The sequence below is a fragment of the Flavonifractor hominis genome (assembly GCF_040095835.1).
In the GTDB taxonomy this organism is placed as follows: Bacteria; Bacillota; Clostridia; order Oscillospirales; family Oscillospiraceae; genus Flavonifractor; species Flavonifractor hominis.
Genome location: NZ_JBBMFT010000001.1, coordinates 442,319 through 460,419, shown reverse-complemented (window position 1 = coordinate 460,419; position 18,101 = coordinate 442,319). Strand labels below are relative to the sequence as shown.

Below are 18,101 nucleotides of genomic sequence, written 5' to 3'. Positions count from 1 at the left end.
CCATGCAGGCAGATGGGGCTGTTCCCGGCGAGCGTGTTTGTAAGACGCTAGTTAGAGCGTTGGAAGGAAGGCACGTCCCAGCGAAGATCCATTCCCGCTTCCAAAGCGCGGTAAATCTGAGTACACCGTTAGGGATGGTTACCCTATTGGCGCCAGGTCGGTGTTTACAGCCTTATTCGATCGTACTACAAGAAAGTTTGGTATCGAGTCTTCTGGAGCCGGGCGCTTTGGCGCTCGGCTCGGGAGGCATCTGGAGGGACGGCACGCTGGCAGTCAAGGTCACGGGCGCACCTGCAATAGATTTGCACCTGGCGGACGGTCCCGCCCCAGTCCCTGCAATGGCGGGGGCAATCCGGCGGTTTTTGGCCTCTGCGCCAGCCCACGGACTTGCAGGTATGGCTCTGGGACGGGTGGATGGTCCATATGCCGCACTGCTGACCCCCAGACTGGATGTGTTGCGCCGAATGGTGCGTGCGGCCGATCGGACTGGGGCGGCGGCCATGGCCCGTAGGATGGCAGGCTGTGGGCCCGGGTTAACACCCTCCTCGGATGATTTTCTCTGCGGGTATCTGGCGTTGCTGCCACAAAAAGGAGCATGGACTGGAATGGCAGAGACTGTGGCCAGCGCGGCTGCGGCGGGAACCAATGACATCAGTGCCGCGTTGCTCCAGCGTGCGGGGGAGGGACTGTTCTCGGAAGATGTGCTCGCCCTGATTGGATGCCTGCGCCGGGGGAACGATGGGCCGGAGCTGGCTGGAAGCCTGCTGCGGGTGGCCAGCTTTGGCAGCAGTTCTGGCTATGATTTCCTCACAGGGGTCTATTTTGGCGTCCTGGACGCCTGTGCCATTGGAGGGATATACATTGGTCAAACTTGAGGTGAGAAAAAACGCCTACTATGACTCGGTCACGCTGATGATCATCTCCAAGGACGTAAAGAAGCTCCCCGGCGTGAAGGAAGCGCTGGTGGGTATGGGGACCGATCTGAACCGGGAGATTGCCGGGAACATCGGGCTGGCAGGCGAAGGTTTTGATTCCGTCACAGCCAACGATTTTTTCGTGGCGGCCGAATGTGAAGATGAAGCTGCCTTTGAGGCGGTTGTGGCTAAAGTAGACGAGCTGCTCAGCAAAAAAACGGAAAATAAGGCAGCAGCCTATACACCTCCTACATTGGAAGGCGCGCTGAAGATTGATCCGGATATCAACATGGCAGTGATCTCTGTCCCAGGCAAGTACGCTTATGAAGTGGCGCAGAATTGTCTGGAACACGACATCAATGTGATGCTCTTCAGCGACAATGTAACCATTGAAGAAGAACGCGCTCTGAAGGAATATGCCGCTGCCCGGGAACTGCTGGTCATGGGCCCCGACTGTGGTACGGCAATCGTAAACAATACCCCCCTGGCTTTTGCCAACGTGGTAAAGAGCGGCGATATTGGCATGGTGTGTGCCTCTGGCACTGGCGCCCAGGAAGTATCCTGTATCATCGACCAGCTGGGAGGCGGTATTTCTCAGTTGTTGGGTACCGGCGGACGGGATCTGAAGAAAGACATCGGCGGCATTATGATGAAGTTGGGGCTGGATGCGTTGATTCAGGACCCAAAGACACGGGTGCTGACGCTGGTCTCCAAGCCCCCGGCAGCGGAAATTGCCCAGCAGATTCTGGACCAGGCGGCGGCGGGCGGAAAGCCTACTGTGGTCTGCTTCATCGGTGGCGATCCCACGGAGATCGAGAAACGGGGCCTGTGCGCGGCGATTTCCCTGGAAGATGCAGCCCATAAGGCGGTGGCACTGTCCCGTGGAGAGCAGCCGGAGGACTTTACCGGCTTTGCTATGGGTCAGGAGAAAGCAGAGACCCTGGCGGCGGTCGAGGCGGCCAAAATGGCTCCCGGGCAGGCCTATGTCCGCGGCCTTTACACCGGCGGAACCCTGTGTGATGAAGCCATGAAGCTGATGATCGGAAAGCTGGGACATATCTGGTCCAACATCCCGCTGCATCCGGAGGACCTGCTGGAAAACGCACGCAACGGCAGCAGCCGGGAACATACTTTCCTGGACTTTGGTGACGACGAGTTCACGGTGGGGCGGCCTCATCCCATGATCGATCCCTCCCTTCGGGCCGAGCGGGTCATCACAGAGGCAGCCGATCCCGGTACAGCCGTGGTGCTGGTGGACTGCGTTATCGGCTACGGCTCTCATGAGGACCCAGCCCAGGATCTGTCCGAGGCGATCCGGGCGGCCAAGGACCTGGCGGCCAGAGAGGGCCGTTACCTGGCCGTCGTAGCGTCGGTATGCGGCACCGAGGGCGACCCCCAGAGCCTGTCCGGCTCCCAGATGAAGCTGGCCAACGCCGGCGCCGTGGTACTGCCCTCCAATGCGCAGGCCACCCGCTTTGTCCAGCTCATCCTGGAGCACCTGTAAGAAGGGGGGAGGAACATGAGTAAGCTCAACGAACTCTTCGGAAAAAAGCTCTCTGTGGTCAACTTCGGCATTGAGTCTTTTTATCAGGATCTGCTCAAGCAGAGTAAGCCTGCTGTCCATGTAGACTGGAAGCCGGTGGCAGGAGGCGATAAGAAGATTGCCGGATATCTGCGGAAACTGCGCCAGCCCCCGCTGGGCGAGCGTATTGCCGCCGCCAATCAGGAGGCGCTTAACCGCATTCTGGCGGCTCAGCCGGTACTGGTGGGTATGTCTACCGCCGGCGAGGCCATCCCGGGCATGACTCCCACCACCATCCTTCATGCTGGACCTCCGGTCACATGGGAGCGTATGTGCGGACCTGTGCGTGGGGCCGTCATGGGAGGACTTATCTATGAGGGGCTTGCCAAGAATCTGGAAGAGGCAGAGGCTTTGGCGGCCAGCGGAAAAATTACGTTCTCTCCCTGTCACCACCACAGCACAGTGGGACCCATGGCGGGTGTGGTGACCTATTCCATGCCGGTGTGGCATATGGTAAATAAGACCTACGGCAATGACGCCTACTGTACCATGAACGAAGGGTTGGGCAAAGTGCTCCGCTTCGGCGCCTGCGATCAGGAGGTTTTCGACCGGTTGCACCGCATGCGCAACGAGTACTATCCCGTCCTCCGGCAGGCGCTGGAGCGCCACGGCGAGATCGACATGAAGGTCATGATCGCCCAGGCCTTGCAGATGGGCGACGAGGCCCACAACCGAAACAAGGCCGGTACATCTCTCTTCCTGCGGGAGATCATGATGGATGTGATGAACACCGACTTCCCCATGGAACAGAAGCTGGCGGCACTGGCGTTTATCAACAACAATGACCACACGTTCCTCAACCTGTCTATGCCCGTTTGTAAGTGTACGATGGACCCGATTTTTGATATTCCATATTCTACCGTGGTGGCTACCATGTGCCGCAATGGTACGGACTTCGGCATCCGCATTGCAGGCCTGGGCAAGGATGCCTGGTTCACCGCTCCGGCAGAGATCGTCAAAGGCCTGTACTTCCCAGGCTTTGATGAAGAGGATGCCAATCCGGATCTGGGCGACAGCTGCATTACCGAGACCACCGGTATCGGCGGGTTCTGTATGGCTGCTGCGCCGGCAATCGTACAGTTTGTGGGCGGTCAGGTACAGGACGCCATCAACTACTCCACCCAGATGTATGAGATCACCACCGGCGAGAGCAATACCTATAAAATCCCGGCGTTGGACTTCCGGGGCAGCGCTACGGGCATCGATCTGCTCAAGGTGATCGAGACCGGTATCCGTCCCATCATCAATACCGGTATTGCCCACAAGGAGTATGGCGTTGGTCAGGTGGGAGCCGGGCTGGTACATCCGCCGGAGGAGTGCTTCCGTAAGGCCATCGAGGCCTGTGCCCAGGCGTGGACCTGAGCCAGGACCGACGACATAGCAGCAGAGAAGCCAGAATGACTGAATGACGGGAGGTATTATCATGAGTAAATGGTCTGACATTACGATGTACGAGCTTTCCATTCCCATCGGCATCAACACCCCGCCCTGGCCCACCTATGAGCCGCTGCAAATGAAGTTCTTTAAGCGCCTGGCTCCCAACGGCGCCAACGGCCAGCTCATGACCCACTCCAACCATGTGGGTACCCACCTGGACGGCCCCCTGCATTTTGATACTGCTGGCCGCGACATGGCATCTCTGGAGTTGACCAAGCTTTGTGCCCCCGGTGTCATTGTAGACCTGTCCGACCAGAAGGAGGACTGGGGAATCTATACCCCCGAGGACATTGAAAAGCGGGTGGAGGTCAAGGAGGGCGACATCCTCATCATCAACACCGGCTACCACATCTACGGCTGGGATTCTCCCACTGCTGATGAGCGGCGCTACATGCTCCGCCACCCCGGTCCCTCCCTGGACTTTATCCAGTGGGTCCGCGACAAGAAGATCAAATGGATCGGCGTGGACTGCGGCTCTGCCGACCACCCCATGAACACCAAGATCCGCGATTGGGAGCCGCTGGAGGCGGAAAAGTGCGACAAGGTGTTCCAGGAGCGCTACGGCAAGCGCCTCAATGAAATCTATCCCTGGCCCGACCACTATCAGGCCATGCACATCGAGCTCTTCTGCCAGCCCTATGAGGCCATCCATGCGGAATGCCTGGGCGGCGAGATCGATAAACTCTCCAACAAGCGGGTCGTCATTGGCTGCTTCCCCTGGAAGCTGGTAGACGGTGAGAGCTGTATTTCCCGCATTGTCGCCTTCGACGGGTTCGAAGACGTGTAACTGTCCTGCCCATGCGGGCAGCTCCCCCGGCGGAGCTGCCCGCATTTGGCCTACCCAAAGCGAAGAAGGCATAGAGGAGGGGAGACGCTATGCCGCAGCAGCTATTGGCTTATGGTGGAATGATTGCGGTAATCGCGGTGATTTCACTGCTTTACTGGTGGAAGAATGCCCCGGTGCGCCGGGCAGCTGACCGGTTCGGCCTCCTCTTCCTGGAGGCACGGGATTATGCCATGGATGGTTGGAAGTCCACCCCCGTCCGGGAAATAGACGATACAGGGAGTATCCGACTCCAGCCCCTGGAGCAGCAGCCAAGAACCGCACAGAACGCACTGGAGCGGGGGAGAAGCACCCGCTTTGCCGAGTATGACCGGGAACTTGAGGGAGCGCTAATGGACCTGTTTCAAGCCGTAGGTACCAGTGCTCATCTCAAACGCAGATATTACGATTATTTCAATACGTTTTTCACGCTCCACAAACAATTTCTTCAGGTTTGTGCCGACCCGGAAGGGACCCAGATGACCCAAGAGGCGTGGGCTGACCTGGAGGTCTATATGGGAGACCGGGTCAAGGTCATCCAGATCCTGATGCAGCGCCTGAGCGGCAAGGCAAGGCGCGAGGTGATAGGACGGCGCGTGACAGGACGGCCCCAGCCCCAGAAAAAGGAGGGGATTGGATGAAAGCATTTGAATACTTTGCGCCTGCCACACTGGAGGAGGCGTTCGATCTGCTGGACCGGTTCGGGACGGACGCAAAACTTTTCAACGGCGGGACCGACGTGGTGATCCAGCTGCGGGATCACCTCATCGCGCCCAAAGCGGTAATCGACATCAAGCGCATTCCCGGCCTGAAAGAGCTGACATACGATCCCGCGCAGGGGCTCACCATCGGGGCCTGCATGACCATGAATGAGATCGGCGAGGACCAGCAGGTCCGGGAGCACTATCCCACCTTGGCCAAGGCGGCGCTGAGTGTCGGGTCCAAGCAGGTGCGCAACCGGGCCACCTGCATCGGCAATATCGTCAATGCCTCGCCTCTGGCGGATACCTCCACGCCGCTTCTGGCCCACGATGCCGTGGTGATTGCCCGCAGCAGGGAGGGGGAGCGGCGGATCCCATTGTCGGAATTCTTTGTATTTGTACGTAAGACCAGCCTGCGGCCGGGGGAGATTGTTACTGCGATCCAGGTGCCGGTGGTCCCCGGTGCTCATGGAGAATTTACAAAAATATCCCGGCGTCGTGAGGTGGATCTGTCCACCATCTGTGCTACGGTCTTAAAGGCCGATGACGGTTGGCGGCTGGCCTACGGATCGGTGGCGCCTACACCTATCCGGTTGAGAAAAACGGAGGAGTTCCTGAACGGGGCCGTACTGAGTGAGGAGACCATTGAAACGGCGGTAGAATTGGCTCGGTCCGAGGTTTCTCCTATCGACGATGTGCGCGCCACAAAGGCCTACCGGCTGGAAGTGGTAGGCGTGGTGCTTGCCAGGAGCCTGCGGGCACTGATGTGAGGAGGGACGCAGCATGAAATACCGCGTGAATTTCTTTGTTAATGATGAGCCGGTGGAGCTCTACGTGGACGCCAATAAAACCATGCTGCGGGTGTTGCGGGAAGAACTGGCTCTTACCGGTACAAAAGAGGGCTGTGGTGCAGGTGAGTGTGGGGCATGTACCGTAATTGTAGACGGAAAGCCCATCAATGCTTGTTTGGTACTGGCTCCTGAGTTGGACGGCAAGCATATCACAACTGTGGAGGGCCTGGCCAAGAATGGAGAATTGACTGCCGTACAGCAGGCATTTGTGGATCTGGCAGCTCTCCAATGCGGATTCTGTACACCTGGCTTTATCATGTCGGCTACTGCCTTGCTCAATGAGAATCCGGATCCAAGCAGAGAGGAAATTATAGACGCCATCAGCGGCAATCTGTGCCGTTGTACCGGTTACGCCCGGATTATCGAAGCCATTGAACTGGCAGCACGGAAAGGAGGCGGCCAGGCATGAGTTACATCGGCATTCCATTCCAACGGGTTGACGCCATCAAAAAGGTAACAGGGCAGGCTACCTATGTGGATGATATCCTGATGCCCCGTATGCTGTATGCGCAGGTCAAACGCTCTCCTTATCCCCACGCTAAGATCCTGCGGATCGACACCTCCAAAGCGGAGGCGCTGCCCGGTGTGCGCAGTGTCATTACAGGAGATTGTTATACCAAACGGTGCGGTCTCTATCTGGAAGATAAAAATTTCCTGGCCGTTGGTACAGCTAAGTACCGGGGAGAAGCGGTGGCTGCGGTTTGCGCTGAAACGCCTGAGATTGCAGACGAGGCTGTGGAACTCATTGAAGTGGAATATGAAGAGCTTCCTGCGGTGCTCGATGCACTGGATGGTATGAAGCCGGACGCGCCCCTCATCCATCCGGATCTGCATACCTATAAGGTTGCTCCAATTTTCCATCCGAAGCCCCATACCAACATCTCTCACCACTATAAGCTGCGTAAGGGAGATGTGGAAACGGCCTTTGCTGCATGTGACGTGGTGACAGAGAACACCTATTATATTCCCCATGTTCAGCATGTGCCTCTGGAGCCCCATTCCGCTGTTGCTCAGTACGATTTGGATGGAAAGGTGACGGTGTGGGGGTCTATCCAGTCGCCCTATGCGGTGCGTCAGGCCCTGTCCACCGCATTTGATATTCCGCTGAATAAGCTGCGGGTTATCTCTCCATACGTGGGAGGCGGTTTTGGCGCCAAAGCCGGCACGACGCTGGAAGGTATTATTATTCCTTTGGCCAAGCGAAATCCTGGGCGTCCGGTGAAGCTGTGCTATACCCGTGAGGACGAGTTTGAAAATTCTTATGTCCGCCAGGGACTGCATGCCAAGATCAAAACCGGTATCAACAAGGATGGTAAGATCTTGGCAGTCAAAACCGAGTTTGTCTGGGATGGCGGTGCCTATACGGAATATGGTGTCAACATCACCAAGGCGGGCGGTTGGGCCTCCGCCGGCCCCTATGATATCCCCAATGTCTGGACGGACAGTTACTGTGTCTATACCAACCATCCGGTGGGTGGACCCTATCGCGGGTTCGGCATGTGTGAGATCCACTTTGCGATTGAACAGAACATCGACGAAGTGTCTGAAGCTATCGGCATGGATCCGGCGGAGGTACGGCGCATCAATGGTCTGCGCCCCGGCGGTATTACTGGTACCGGAGAGGTGATGGAAGTTTCCGGCTTCCACGACTGTCTGGACCAAGTCATAAAGGATATTGACTACGGCACACCCTGCCAACAGCCAGAGAACCCGCATAAAGTCCGGGGTAAGGGCATTGCCGCGGGTTGGAAATCACCCTCCCAGCCTACCAATGCTGGCAGTTCTGCGATTATCCGTATGAATGAGGATGGCACTTATATCCTTATGACCAGTGGTCAGGAGATCGGCCAGGGGTCGGAGACTGCTCTCATACAGATTGCAGCGGAAACTTTGGACGTAGATCCCACGCTTATCTCCTGTCGGTTTGGCGATACCGATCACACTCCTTACGAGTGGCAGACGGTTGCCAGCCGCACTACCTACTGTGCCGGCAACGCCATCAAGCTGGCTTGTGAGGATTTGAAGAACAAAATTCTGGATCTGGCACAGATCAAACTGGGCGCCTACAAGCGTGAGCTGGAGATCAAGGGCGGTTATGTGGTCCATAAACTCTATCCCGACCGCAAAGTACCTTTGAGCGAGTTCGCCTTAGGCCTTGCATTCCCGGATGGATCTGGTGTGGGTGGTCCAGCCATTGGCGTGGGCACCTTCACGCTGGAAAACAATCTGAACGTGGATCATGAGACTGGTATGGGCTCCCATCCGGCGGCGTTCTGGACCATTGGTTTCAACGGAGCAGAGGTAGAGGTAGATACGGAGACTGGCCATATCAAAGTTTTGAAGATGTGTTCCTGCTTCGATGCTGGCAAAGTCATCAATCCGTTGACCTATACTTGCCAAGCAGAGGGGGCTATGGTACAATCTTTGGGTACGGCACTGTTTGAAGAGCTTAAGCTGAAAAACGGGAAGATTTTGAATAAGAGCTTCGTGGACTATAAGATCCCGACGGCAGATGATGTGCCCGAACTGATTGTCAAATATGTGGAGCACGCTGAGCCTACGGGTCCTTATGGTGCCCGCGGTGTAGGTGAACCGCTGATGGTTCCTGGTGCACCTGCCATTGCCAATGCAGTTTATGACGCCATTGGGGTGCGGTTCAAACGTATGCCCATCACGCCGGATGACGTACTGCGGGCGCTGCGGGAGAAGAGAGAACAGGAAGCAATGTAACAGCACAACCGGTAATCCGACTCCGGCTATGGAAAGGAGGAAGAAGACCGGAGGCGGTGTCGTGTGCGCGCAGCAAGAGGAAGATGTATGACAATTGGAGGGAGGTATTCCATTGGCCAGAAAGATTGACATCAGTCAGGGCATATACAATGCCCCAGAGCAGCTGGGCTGGCCCAGGACGATGGTCCTTGGCTTCCAGCATATGTTTGCCATGTTTGGCGCTACCGTCCTGGTCCCTATCCTCACCGGCCTTAGCATCTCCGTCACCCTGCTCTGCGCGGGCGTGGGTACCCTTCTGTTCCATCTGGTCACAAAGGGAAAGGTGCCTGCGTTCCTTGGTTCCTCCTTTGCATTCCTGGGCGGCTTTTCTGTTATCTGCGGCGGAGCAGCAGGTGATCCAGGCTTCGATGCCAGCATGTTGCCCTATGCATGCGGCGGTATTGTGATCGCCGGCCTGCTTTATCTGGCCCTCTCTGGACTCATTACGATTTTTGGCATCAAGAAAGTCATGCGCCTGTTCCCGCCGGTTGTAACGGGACCGATTATCATTCTTATCGGCCTTATTCTGTCTCCCTCGGCCATTACCAATGTGCAGAGCTGTTGGTGGCTGGGTGTTATCACCATGGCCATCATCGTGGGCTGCGCTGTGTTTGGCCGAGGAATGATTGGAATCATTCCGATTCTGCTGGGTGTGGTAGGCGGTTACATCATCGGTGCGGTGACCGGACAAGTCAACATCGCCATGCCCGAACAGTTTGTGGCTTTCCCACACCTGACATTTGCCAAGTTTGAGATAGGCGCTATTTTGACAATGGCTCCTATTGCACTGGCAACTATGATGGAACATGTGGGTGATATCTCGGCCATCGGTGCCACTTGTAAGAAGAATTTTATCGCAAACCCCGGACTGAACCGTACGCTGTTGGGCGATGGACTGGCCACCTCGCTGGCTGGCTTGGTGGGCGGCCCGGCCAACACCACATACGGCGAGAATACCGGTGTTCTGGCACTCTCCAAGGTATATGATCCCCTGGTCATCCGTATTGCGGCAATTCTGGCGATTGTCATGTCTTTTGTACCCATTTTGGAAAATGTTATTGCCGCCATGCCGTCTGCCGTTATCGGAGGAGCGTCCTTTATCCTTTATGGTATGATCTCCGCTATCGGTGTACGCAATATGGTAGAGAATCAGGTAGACCTGACCAAGCAGCGCAATCTGATGATTGCTGCTATCATCCTGGTTTCGGGTCTTGGCATCAACTCCATCGGTGGGCTGCAGCTGGGGCCCTATGTCAACCTGTCCGGCCTGGCCTGCGCAGCAATTTTTGGTATTGTCCTCAATGCAATCCTGCCTGGAAAAGATTATGAATTTAACATGGAAGATCTGGGTGAGAATGTAGAGTCTGAGATTCGTGGGGAAATCAAAAAATAACATAGCGATGCGTGGCTATGCAGAAGCCGTCGGCACGTGTGTGCCGGCGGCTTTTTAAACAGAAGCCCTCTTTACAGTGGATGGATCGCTGCCGTATAATACCAACGGTAAGGAAGTGATTCAACGTGAAAACCGGAATCGTTTTGGAGGGTGGCGCTATCCGGACTATTTTTTCGTCTGGTGTTTGCGATGCACTGCTTACTCGTGATCTGCTGCCTGACTATGTGATCGGAGTATCGGCGGGCATTGCTTATGGCGTCAGCTATGTCTCTAAACAGAGCCGCCGCAATTTGGAGATCATGGAGCGGTATGTCCACGACCGGCGTTATATGGGCTTTGGCAACCTGCTGCACCGGGATAACCGGGCCTATTTCGGCCTGGAGTTTGTATTTGACACCATTCCCAATCAGCTTGTCCCATTTGATTATGAGACATTCGGTGCGTTCCAGGGGGAAGTGGAGGCAGTCGTGACCAACCTGGAGACCGGGAAGGCAGAATATTTTCCTGTGAACCGATCGGATGAAAAGTTTACTCTGCTGCAGGCGACCTGTGCCATGCCACTGCTGTTTCCGATCTTCCACATTGACGGTAAACCTTGCCTGGATGGTGGGGCAGCGGATGCTATCCCCTATCAGTGGGCACTGGACCAAGGGTGTGACCGCGTGGTGGTGATCCTTACCCGTGAACGGTCCTATCGGCGCCGTCCAGAGAAGCTCCAGCCGGCCATTGATCGGATCTATCATAAATACCCCAATTTCTGCCAGACTATGCGCCGCAGGGCCGAGATTTATAATGCGGACCGGGAGCATTTGTTTGAACTGGAGAAGCAGGGAAAGGTGCTGATCTTTGCGCCTAATGATACCAGCGCGTTCCATCGTACGGAACGGGATGTGACCAAGATCCGGGCACTTTGGCGGGATGGTTATCAGGAAGGACTGGCCCGACTGGATGAAGTTGAGGCATTTTGGAACGGAAACTAAGACTGACTGCTCTCCTGAACAGCCCGCTGGGCGGCGATAAGTGCAATATTATCTCCCAGAGTGGTGAAGAAGGCAGCCAGCACGCCGGCTTGTTCGGCACTGACACCGTCAGTAAGCCGGATGGCCGCAAGACAGGCCAGGAGAGCCAGACTTTCTCCTGAAAAATGGTGTTCGATTCCCATAGTGCCACCCCCCCACATTCCATTCTATGATATGGGCAGGAAGCGGTGCAGATATAAAAAGGAGGATGCAGTATGCGATATAGAGAACATAAAGCGCTGGGGGTCAGAACCTCACTGTTGGGATTTGGATGCATGCGTTTTCCAACGGATGAACAAGGGGTGATTCTGGAGGATGCGGCTGTAGCAATGCTCCACCGCGCGTTGGAGGCGGGGGTCAATTATATAGATACCGCCCATTTTTATCAAAATAGCCAGAACGAGCCTTTCGTGGGGCGCGCACTGGAGGGAGTCCCCCGCGAGAACTACTATCTGGCCACCAAACTGCCTACTTGGAAGGTGGATTCTGTGGCCGATGCACAGGCAATTTTTGCCCTGCAGCAGGAGCGCCTGAAAAGCGAGTATTTTGACTTCTACCTGCTTCATTCACTGGACAAAAAGCGCTGGGAGCGGATGGTGGAACTGGGCATCGTAGAGTGGTGTGAGCAGCTCCAGCGCGAGGGGAAGATACGTAGGTTTGGGTTCTCCTTCCACGACGATTACACGGTGTTTGAACAGATCCTTCGGTATCGGACTTGGGATTTCTGTCAGATCCAGCTCAACTATCTGGATACACAGGTACAGGCCGGAATGCGGGGATACCGTCTGGCGGAGGAGCTGAGAGTCCCGCTGATCATTATGGAGCCGGTAAAGGGGGGAGCGCTGGCGTGCCTGCCGGAAGATCTGGAGGCTGGGCTTGCTGCGGCACGGCCTGAGTGGTCCTCCGCGTCCTGGGCGCTGCGTTGGGTAGCAGGGCTTCCCAATGTGTTGACCGTGCTCAGCGGTATGAGCTCGATGGAGCAGGTGGAGGATAATCTGGCCACCTTTGAGACGCTGGAGCCGCTGAATGGGGAAGAGCAGACGCTGCTGGAGCATACGGCTGATCAACTGCGCATGCGCCGGAAAAATGGTTGCACAGGCTGCGAATATTGTATGCCATGTCCCGCAGGGGTAGACATCCCAGAGCATTTTCGTCTCTGGAACCGAATGGACCAGTGCCGGGATGGCGCATTGGTCTGGAAACCGTGGAACCAGACGGTTAAGCCTGAAGCCAAGGCCGACCACTGCATTGGCTGTGGTCGGTGTGAACAGTTGTGCCCGCAGCACATTTCCATCCCGGCTGATCTGGCCAGGGCTAAAGCTGACCTGGATGCGGTACCTCGCCCAAACTGAGGGTCAAAAATCCGATTGCCCACCAGTAATATCACGGATGAGAGCGTGCCAGTCATCGCTGTCCTGGGTGGCGTGGGCATGTTCAATAAACTCCCGTTGCTGATCGGGGGACAGCGCAGAAAACCAGCGTATATCCGGCGCCCCCGGCAGTTCGGCAGTAGGGCCAAAACCTTCCTGATACATACGGATTCCTCCTTTCCAAAGTAGTATGTACAGTAGAAGGAGAAAATATCCATAAGCACCGGCATACCAAAAACCAGAAGAAGAAAGCCGTCGTTTTTTTGCGTTCGGACAGTTGAAACATACAGTTTGGTACGGTATACTAAATTAGTAGAATCGTGCGGCCATCAGGCCAATCAAGATGGAAAGGTGAATTGGATGGAACAGACAAACGTCCACGCGCTGGCCGTTACAGCGGCACGCGCACGTCTGCTGGCGATGGACATGGTGTACAAGGCGGCTTCCGGCCACATCGGCGGCTCCCTGTCCTCTATGGACATCCTTACGACCTTGTATTTTCGTATGATGCGGGTGGATCCTGCCAGACCACAAGACCCTGAACGGGACCGTTTCGTGCTCTCCAAGGGACATTGTACACCGGCGCTCTATCCCATGCTGGCGCTGAAGGGATTTTTCCCTGTGGAGGATTTGAATGGGTTCCGCCACATCGACAGTCAGATGTCGGGTCATGCTGAGATGAAGTATGTCCGTGGTGTGGACATGTCTACCGGCAGCCTGGGACAGGGTATCTCTGCCGCTGTTGGTATGGCTTTGGCGGGCAAAGCGGATGGCCTGGATTATCGGGTGTACACGTTGCTGGGTGACGGCGAGATCGAGGAAGGTCAGGTATGGGAGGCAGCTATGGCTGCGGCCAAGTATCACCTGGACAACCTGTGCGCCATTGTGGATGTGAATGGCCTGCAGATCGATGGTGCCACAGCAGATGTGATGCCGTCTGAGCCGCTGGATCAGAAGTTTGCGGCGTTCAATTGGAATGTGATTCATGTGGATGGGCATGACTTCAATGCTCTGGAAGCGGCATTCCTGGCCGCTGCTGCCCATAAGGGCGCACCCACCGTGCTGTTGGCCAAGACCATCAAGGGTAAAGGTGTATCCTTTATGGAGAATGAGTATGGCTGGCATGGCAAGGCGCCCAATCGGGAGCAATATGAAATCGCACATGCGGAGCTGGCTGCTGCGCTGGCAGAACTGGAGGGGAAATAAGCCATGAGTGAAACGATCGCGACCCGTGTTGCTTACGGGCAGGCTCTGGCCGCTCTGGCGGACGAATATCCCCAGCTGGTGGTATTGGATGCTGACCTGTCCGGTTCCACGCAGAGCCATTTCTTTGCCAAAGCCCATCCTGAACGCTTTTATAATATGGGAATTGCCGAGGCTAACATGACCTCGGTGGCCGCTGGTCTTGCCGCCTGCGGGAAAATGGCATTTACCAACAGCTTTGCTATGTTTGCCACAGGACGTGCCTGGGAGCAGGTGCGCAATTCTGTAGCGTATCCCGGACTAAATGTGAAGATCGTCGGTTCCCATGGCGGACTGTCTGTGGGTGAGGATGGGGCAACCCATCAGTGCATTGAAGACTATGCCATCATGCGGGCCATTCCAGGGATGATGGTTGTCTCCCCCTGTGATGGACCGGAGATGCGTTTGGCCGTCAAGGCTCTGCTGGACTATGAGGGACCGGCCTATATGCGTTTGGGCCGTCTGGCCGTGGAAAGCGTCACTGACGAGATCCCGGGCTATTCCTTCCAGCTGGGCAAGGGAGTGACCTTGCGGGACGGCAGTGATGTAACAGTAATCGCCACCGGTATGATGGTCCAGATGGCGGTGAAGGCGGCTGAGCAGCTGGCGGGCGAGGGAATTTCCGTGCGTGTGATAGACATGCATACCATTAAGCCCTTGGATGAGGAGCTGGTGATCAAGGCTGCACGGGAGACCGGCGCCATTGTCACTTCGGAGGAAGCCACCATTGTGGGTGGCCTGGGTTCTGCTGTGGCTGAGTGCGTAGCCGAGCATTTCCCGGTGCCTGTACTTCGCCACGGTGTCAATGATGAGTTTGGACGTTCCGGTAAGGCTCAGGATGTGCTCAAAGCCTATGGCCTGACTCCGGAAGGAATTGTGGAGAAAGTGCGGCAGGCACTGAAGCGGAAGCCGTGAACGAGATTCGATTAATCTGTCTGGATATGGACGGCACCCTCTTGGATGATGACCACGCTACCGTACCCCAGCGTAACCTGCGTGCCTTGCGGACAGCTGCGGAGCGGGGAGTAGACATTGCCATTGCCAGCGGCCGTGCCTGGGATCTGCTGCGGGAGATAAATGCTCAGTTGGGGGTAGTACGCTACGGTGTGCTCTCCAATGGCGCTGCGGTGCTGGACGCCAAAACCGGAGAATGGCTATACCGCAAGAGTATTCCGGAGGAGCCCCGACGCAGAGCAGTTTCACTGTTGCTGGAATGGGGAATCCCGTTTGAGGTTTACTGCGATGGAGAAAACTATATCCAGCGTGACCGAAAGCAAGAGACGGTTTCTCGTGCATTGTCTCAGGCATTCCGGCACATTCTGGAAACCAGGTCTCATTTTCCGGAAGATCTCAACCGCGCACTGGATGGCAAGGCAGTGGAGAAGATTCATCTGTTCCATGTGCCAGAGGAACGGCGGACAGACCTGTTGAACCGGCTGGAGGAGTTTGGATCGTTTGCGGTTACCAGTTCTTTTGGACAGAATATGGAACTGACGGCTCTCGGAGTGAACAAATGTACCGCTGTACAGGCGCTGTGCGCCCGATTGGGGCTTGGACCGGAACAGGTGATGGCCTTTGGCGATGCAGGCAACGACTTGGAACTGCTTGCTTGGGCGAATTGGTCTTTTGCCATGGGCAATGCGACGGACGAGGCGAAACAGACGGCCCGCTTTCTCACTGGCACGAACCATGAAGCAGGGGTCGGCATGGCAGTAGAACAATATGTGCTGAATCTGTAAACAAACGGCGCATGGCGAAGAGCCATGCGCCGTTTTACATCAATATTCAGTTTGAATCTCAGGGTTGAGGCGCAGCTTGCGGAAATAATACCACAAAAAGCACAGCGTAAATCCCAGACAGATCCCTTCGGAGAGTAGGGGAGAAAACCAGATGCCCCACTCACCAAACAGGCTCGAGAGCAGGATCAGACACCCGGCGATAAGTACCAGTCCACGTCCAAAAGAGATGGTAAGAGCGGGCACGGGATGCTCCATAGCGGTGAAGAAACCGGAGACTACTACGTTGAATCCAAGCAGCAGGAACGACGTGGAGTACATACGCAGCGCAGCGATGGAATCGAGGTAGAGAGGATTGTCCTGAGCCAGGAACAATCCAACGATGGGGCCGGCAAACAGTTGGCAAAGCACAAAGAAGCTTATGGCAAAGAAGGCAGTGAATCGCAGAGCATAAGATAAAAATCGATGGCACATATGCCGTTCCCCGGCACCCAGGTGATAACTGGATAGGGGCTGGATACCGTGGGCAATGCCGATCATGGTCATGAGCACCAGGGTATTGACGTAACTGATAATGGTATAAGAGACAATTGCGTCTTCACCGATGACCCGAAGAATGATATGATTGAACAGGAAGATGACTACACCATTGGATAGCTCACTCAAGCCGTCGGAAAGGCCAAGGGGGAGAATACGGCGGTAAACGCCAAAGTCCGGTTTAAAGCGTCCAAAGCGCAGCGGTTCACGGTGAGTAAGGAAATAGAGGACAAATACCACCGTGGAAGTGACCTGCGCCAGACCGGTAGCCAGTGCCGCGCCCCATACACCCCAGTGAAAGTGCATGACAAACACATAATCCAGCACAATGTTCATAATAGCGCAGGAGAGTACACCGATGGTACTGACATGCGGCGCGCCGTCTGCCTTGACCTGGACTTCCAGGTTATAGGAAATAGTAAAAAAGACGGAAAAACATGCGATAATGGCTACGTATTCTTTTACCAGCGGCAGGGTAGTGGCAGTTGCCCCAAGAAAAAGAGCTACCCGTTCCAGATTGAGCAGGACTACAGCAGTCAGCAGCAGAGTAACCACTGTGACGACGGCCAGATTTTGATTAAAATAATTGCGGGCCCGCTTTACGTCCTGTTGTCCCAGTGCAATAGACAGAACCGTGGAGGTACCTGTTGCCAGTAGGATGCCCAATGTAAAAATCAGGGATACAAAGGGGAGAGAGAGATTGACGGCTGCCAGTGCGTGATCGCCCACGCCCCAGGAGACGAACATACCATCTACCATAGAGTAGAGGGAAAAGATCCACATGGATACAATGGATGGAATGGTAAACTTAAAAAACTTCCGGATTGTGTTCAAGGGTAAAACCTCCTCTGTTGATACTATGGTAAACCCTCGTACTATCCGAGAGTCAAGAGGCAGGAGGGAAAAAGTTGAAGGAATTTTATCAGATCCACGAGCTGGCCAAGCTCTTCGATCTCTGTCCGGATACGCTGCGCTATTATGAAGAGAAGGGGCTGCTCCATCCGGTGCGTGGAGAGAACCGATACCGCCTTTATGGAATCCAGGATATCTGTACCCTGAATATCATCCGTTCGCTACGGGAACTGAATGTCCCGACCAAGGAGATCCGGACCTACCTGGAGCGTCGTTCGGTGGAAGAGACTCTGAATCTGCTGGATCAGGAGGAAGCGTTGCTGGAGCGGCGCATGTCCGAGTTGGAGCAGGCTCATCGGGAAGCAGAACAACGCCGGGCCAGGTTGGAACAATACAGCCGGGTAGAGGCTGGACGGGTAGAACTGATCCGGGAAGCGGAACGTCCGTATGTCTTTTTGCGGGAGGATATTATTCTGGAGCGCGAAATCGACTTCTTGCTCAAAAAACTGGAACAGCGGCACCAGGCATATATCAAAATAATAGGTGAGCAGTGTATGGGGGCTGTGGTGGACGGAGAAAGCCTGCAAAAGGGAGTTTATAATCACTTCTCCAGGGTATTTTTTCTGACGCAGCCGGGACTGCCCTATGATGCGGTGCTTCCAGCGGGGATGTATGCCAGGCTTTATTATCGTGGAGCCTATGACCAGCTCAAACAGCATTGCGACGTTCTGATGGAGGGCGTGGAACGGGCCGGATTCCGACCGGCTGCGCCGCCCTTGGAACTTTATCGGGTGGATGCCCATGACACGAATCGGGAAGAGGAATATGTGACAGAATTGCAGGTATGGCTGGAGAAATAGGCGTAAAAAAGAAGG

18 protein-coding genes are annotated in these 18,101 nt (G+C 55.5%); 15 read left to right on the top strand and 3 right to left on the bottom strand.

All coding sequences use genetic code 11. The features are described 5' to 3' along the window. The first annotated feature begins 2 nt into the window (after positions 1-2). The 10 genes from WMO45_RS02305 (at position 3) to WMO45_RS02260 (ending at position 11,450) form a co-directional block, all read left to right on the top strand. Positions 3-875, top strand: coding sequence for an oxamate carbamoyltransferase subunit AllH family protein (locus WMO45_RS02305; protein ID WP_349139043.1), 873 nt, complete (start codon positions 3-5; stop codon positions 873-875). After that, positions 862-2,418 (top strand): acyl-CoA synthetase FdrA, encoded by a 1,557-nt coding sequence (fdrA, locus tag WMO45_RS02300; protein WP_349139042.1) that lies wholly within the window; start codon positions 862-864, stop codon positions 2,416-2,418. Before WMO45_RS02305 ends, fdrA begins: the two co-directional genes overlap by 14 nt. Positions 2,419-2,433: 15 nt before the next feature. Beyond that, entirely contained in the window at positions 2,434-3,858 is a 1,425-nt protein-coding gene (locus tag WMO45_RS02295; protein ID WP_349139041.1) for a YlbE family protein, read from the top strand. Positions 3,859-3,919: 61 nt separating this feature from the next. Next, complete coding sequence (locus WMO45_RS02290) at positions 3,920-4,720, top strand: cyclase family protein (protein ID WP_349139040.1); 801 nt, start codon at positions 3,920-3,922, stop codon at positions 4,718-4,720. 89 nt (positions 4,721-4,809) lie between these two features. Further along, complete coding sequence (locus WMO45_RS02285; protein ID WP_349139039.1) at positions 4,810-5,397, top strand: hypothetical protein; 588 nt, start codon at positions 4,810-4,812, stop codon at positions 5,395-5,397. After that, positions 5,394-6,227, top strand: a complete 834-nt coding sequence (locus tag WMO45_RS02280; protein WP_349139038.1) for an FAD binding domain-containing protein — start codon at positions 5,394-5,396, stop codon at positions 6,225-6,227. The genes WMO45_RS02285 and WMO45_RS02280 overlap by 4 nt, the downstream gene beginning before the upstream one ends. Positions 6,228-6,240: 13 nt before the next feature. Next, entirely contained in the window at positions 6,241-6,717 is a 477-nt protein-coding gene (locus WMO45_RS02275; RefSeq protein ID WP_349139037.1) for a (2Fe-2S)-binding protein, read from the top strand. Beyond that, positions 6,714-9,038, top strand: coding sequence for a xanthine dehydrogenase family protein molybdopterin-binding subunit (locus WMO45_RS02270; RefSeq protein ID WP_349139036.1), 2,325 nt, complete (start codon positions 6,714-6,716; stop codon positions 9,036-9,038). Before WMO45_RS02275 ends, WMO45_RS02270 begins: the two co-directional genes overlap by 4 nt. A gap of 112 nt (positions 9,039-9,150) precedes the next feature. Continuing rightward, complete coding sequence (locus WMO45_RS02265) at positions 9,151-10,470, top strand: uracil-xanthine permease family protein (protein ID WP_349139035.1); 1,320 nt, start codon at positions 9,151-9,153, stop codon at positions 10,468-10,470. 125 nt (positions 10,471-10,595) lie between these two features. Beyond that, a complete protein-coding gene (locus WMO45_RS02260; RefSeq protein ID WP_349139034.1) occupies positions 10,596-11,450 on the top strand; it encodes a patatin-like phospholipase family protein in 855 nt (284 codons plus the stop codon). Here WMO45_RS02260 and WMO45_RS02255 read toward each other — a convergent pair. Beyond that, a complete protein-coding gene (locus tag WMO45_RS02255) occupies positions 11,447-11,632 on the bottom strand; it encodes a DUF6774 domain-containing protein (RefSeq protein ID WP_349139032.1) in 186 nt (61 codons plus the stop codon). The genes WMO45_RS02260 and WMO45_RS02255 overlap by 4 nt on opposite strands. Positions 11,633-11,704: 72 nt before the next feature. Between WMO45_RS02255 and WMO45_RS02250 the strand changes: the two genes are divergently transcribed. Next, complete coding sequence (locus WMO45_RS02250; protein WP_349139030.1) at positions 11,705-12,841, top strand: aldo/keto reductase; 1,137 nt, start codon at positions 11,705-11,707, stop codon at positions 12,839-12,841. Positions 12,842-12,844: 3 nt separating this feature from the next. Here the strand turns inward: WMO45_RS02250 and WMO45_RS02245 are convergent, their stop codons facing one another. Beyond that, a complete protein-coding gene (locus WMO45_RS02245) occupies positions 12,845-13,024 on the bottom strand; it encodes a hypothetical protein (protein WP_349139029.1) in 180 nt (59 codons plus the stop codon). A gap of 195 nt (positions 13,025-13,219) precedes the next feature. Between WMO45_RS02245 and WMO45_RS02240 the strand changes: the two genes are divergently transcribed. The 3 genes from WMO45_RS02240 to WMO45_RS02230 are packed head-to-tail and all read left to right on the top strand — an operon-like array spanning position 13,220 to position 15,840. Then, entirely contained in the window at positions 13,220-14,065 is an 846-nt protein-coding gene (locus tag WMO45_RS02240; RefSeq protein ID WP_349139027.1) for a transketolase, read from the top strand. 3 nt (positions 14,066-14,068) lie between these two features. Then, a complete protein-coding gene (locus tag WMO45_RS02235) occupies positions 14,069-15,016 on the top strand; it encodes a transketolase family protein (RefSeq protein ID WP_349139026.1) in 948 nt (315 codons plus the stop codon). Next, positions 15,013-15,840 carry an HAD family hydrolase gene (locus WMO45_RS02230; protein WP_349139025.1) on the top strand — a complete coding sequence of 276 codons (828 nt, stop codon included), beginning with the start codon at positions 15,013-15,015 and terminating at the stop codon, positions 15,838-15,840. The genes WMO45_RS02235 and WMO45_RS02230 overlap by 4 nt, the downstream gene beginning before the upstream one ends. Before the next feature lie 39 nt (positions 15,841-15,879). On the opposite strand, the gene WMO45_RS02225 is transcribed toward WMO45_RS02230, so the two are convergent. Then, positions 15,880-17,208 (bottom strand): MATE family efflux transporter, encoded by a 1,329-nt coding sequence (locus WMO45_RS02225; protein WP_349139023.1) that lies wholly within the window; start codon positions 17,206-17,208, stop codon positions 15,880-15,882. A 74-nt stretch (positions 17,209-17,282) separates the two neighbouring features. Between WMO45_RS02225 and WMO45_RS02220 the strand changes: the two genes are divergently transcribed. Then, positions 17,283-18,086, top strand: a complete 804-nt coding sequence (locus tag WMO45_RS02220; protein ID WP_349139022.1) for a MerR family transcriptional regulator — start codon at positions 17,283-17,285, stop codon at positions 18,084-18,086. Positions 18,087-18,101 lie beyond the last annotated feature (15 nt).

What these genes read in the sequence shown, in the direction of transcription:
- WMO45_RS02250 (WP_349139030.1), top strand. Translation starts at nt 11,705, where the DNA reads ATGCGATATAGAGAACATAAAGCGCTGGGGGTCAGAACCTCACTGTTG.
- WMO45_RS02240 (WP_349139027.1), top strand. Translation starts at nt 13,220, where the DNA reads ATGGAACAGACAAACGTCCACGCGCTGGCCGTTACAGCGGCACGCGCA.
- WMO45_RS02245 (WP_349139029.1), bottom strand. Translation starts at nt 13,024, where the DNA reads ATGTATCAGGAAGGTTTTGGCCCTACTGCCGAACTGCCGGGGGCGCCG.
- WMO45_RS02290 (WP_349139040.1), top strand. Translation starts at nt 3,920, where the DNA reads ATGAGTAAATGGTCTGACATTACGATGTACGAGCTTTCCATTCCCATC.
- WMO45_RS02285 (WP_349139039.1), top strand. Translation starts at nt 4,810, where the DNA reads ATGCCGCAGCAGCTATTGGCTTATGGTGGAATGATTGCGGTAATCGCG.
- WMO45_RS02235 (WP_349139026.1), top strand. Translation starts at nt 14,069, where the DNA reads ATGAGTGAAACGATCGCGACCCGTGTTGCTTACGGGCAGGCTCTGGCC.
- WMO45_RS02305 (WP_349139043.1), top strand. Translation starts at nt 3, where the DNA reads ATGCAGGCAGATGGGGCTGTTCCCGGCGAGCGTGTTTGTAAGACGCTA.
- WMO45_RS02275 (WP_349139037.1), top strand. Translation starts at nt 6,241, where the DNA reads ATGAAATACCGCGTGAATTTCTTTGTTAATGATGAGCCGGTGGAGCTC.
- WMO45_RS02255 (WP_349139032.1), bottom strand. Translation starts at nt 11,632, where the DNA reads ATGGGAATCGAACACCATTTTTCAGGAGAAAGTCTGGCTCTCCTGGCC.
- WMO45_RS02280 (WP_349139038.1), top strand. Translation starts at nt 5,394, where the DNA reads ATGAAAGCATTTGAATACTTTGCGCCTGCCACACTGGAGGAGGCGTTC.
- WMO45_RS02270 (WP_349139036.1), top strand. Translation starts at nt 6,714, where the DNA reads ATGAGTTACATCGGCATTCCATTCCAACGGGTTGACGCCATCAAAAAG.
- WMO45_RS02295 (WP_349139041.1), top strand. Translation starts at nt 2,434, where the DNA reads ATGAGTAAGCTCAACGAACTCTTCGGAAAAAAGCTCTCTGTGGTCAAC.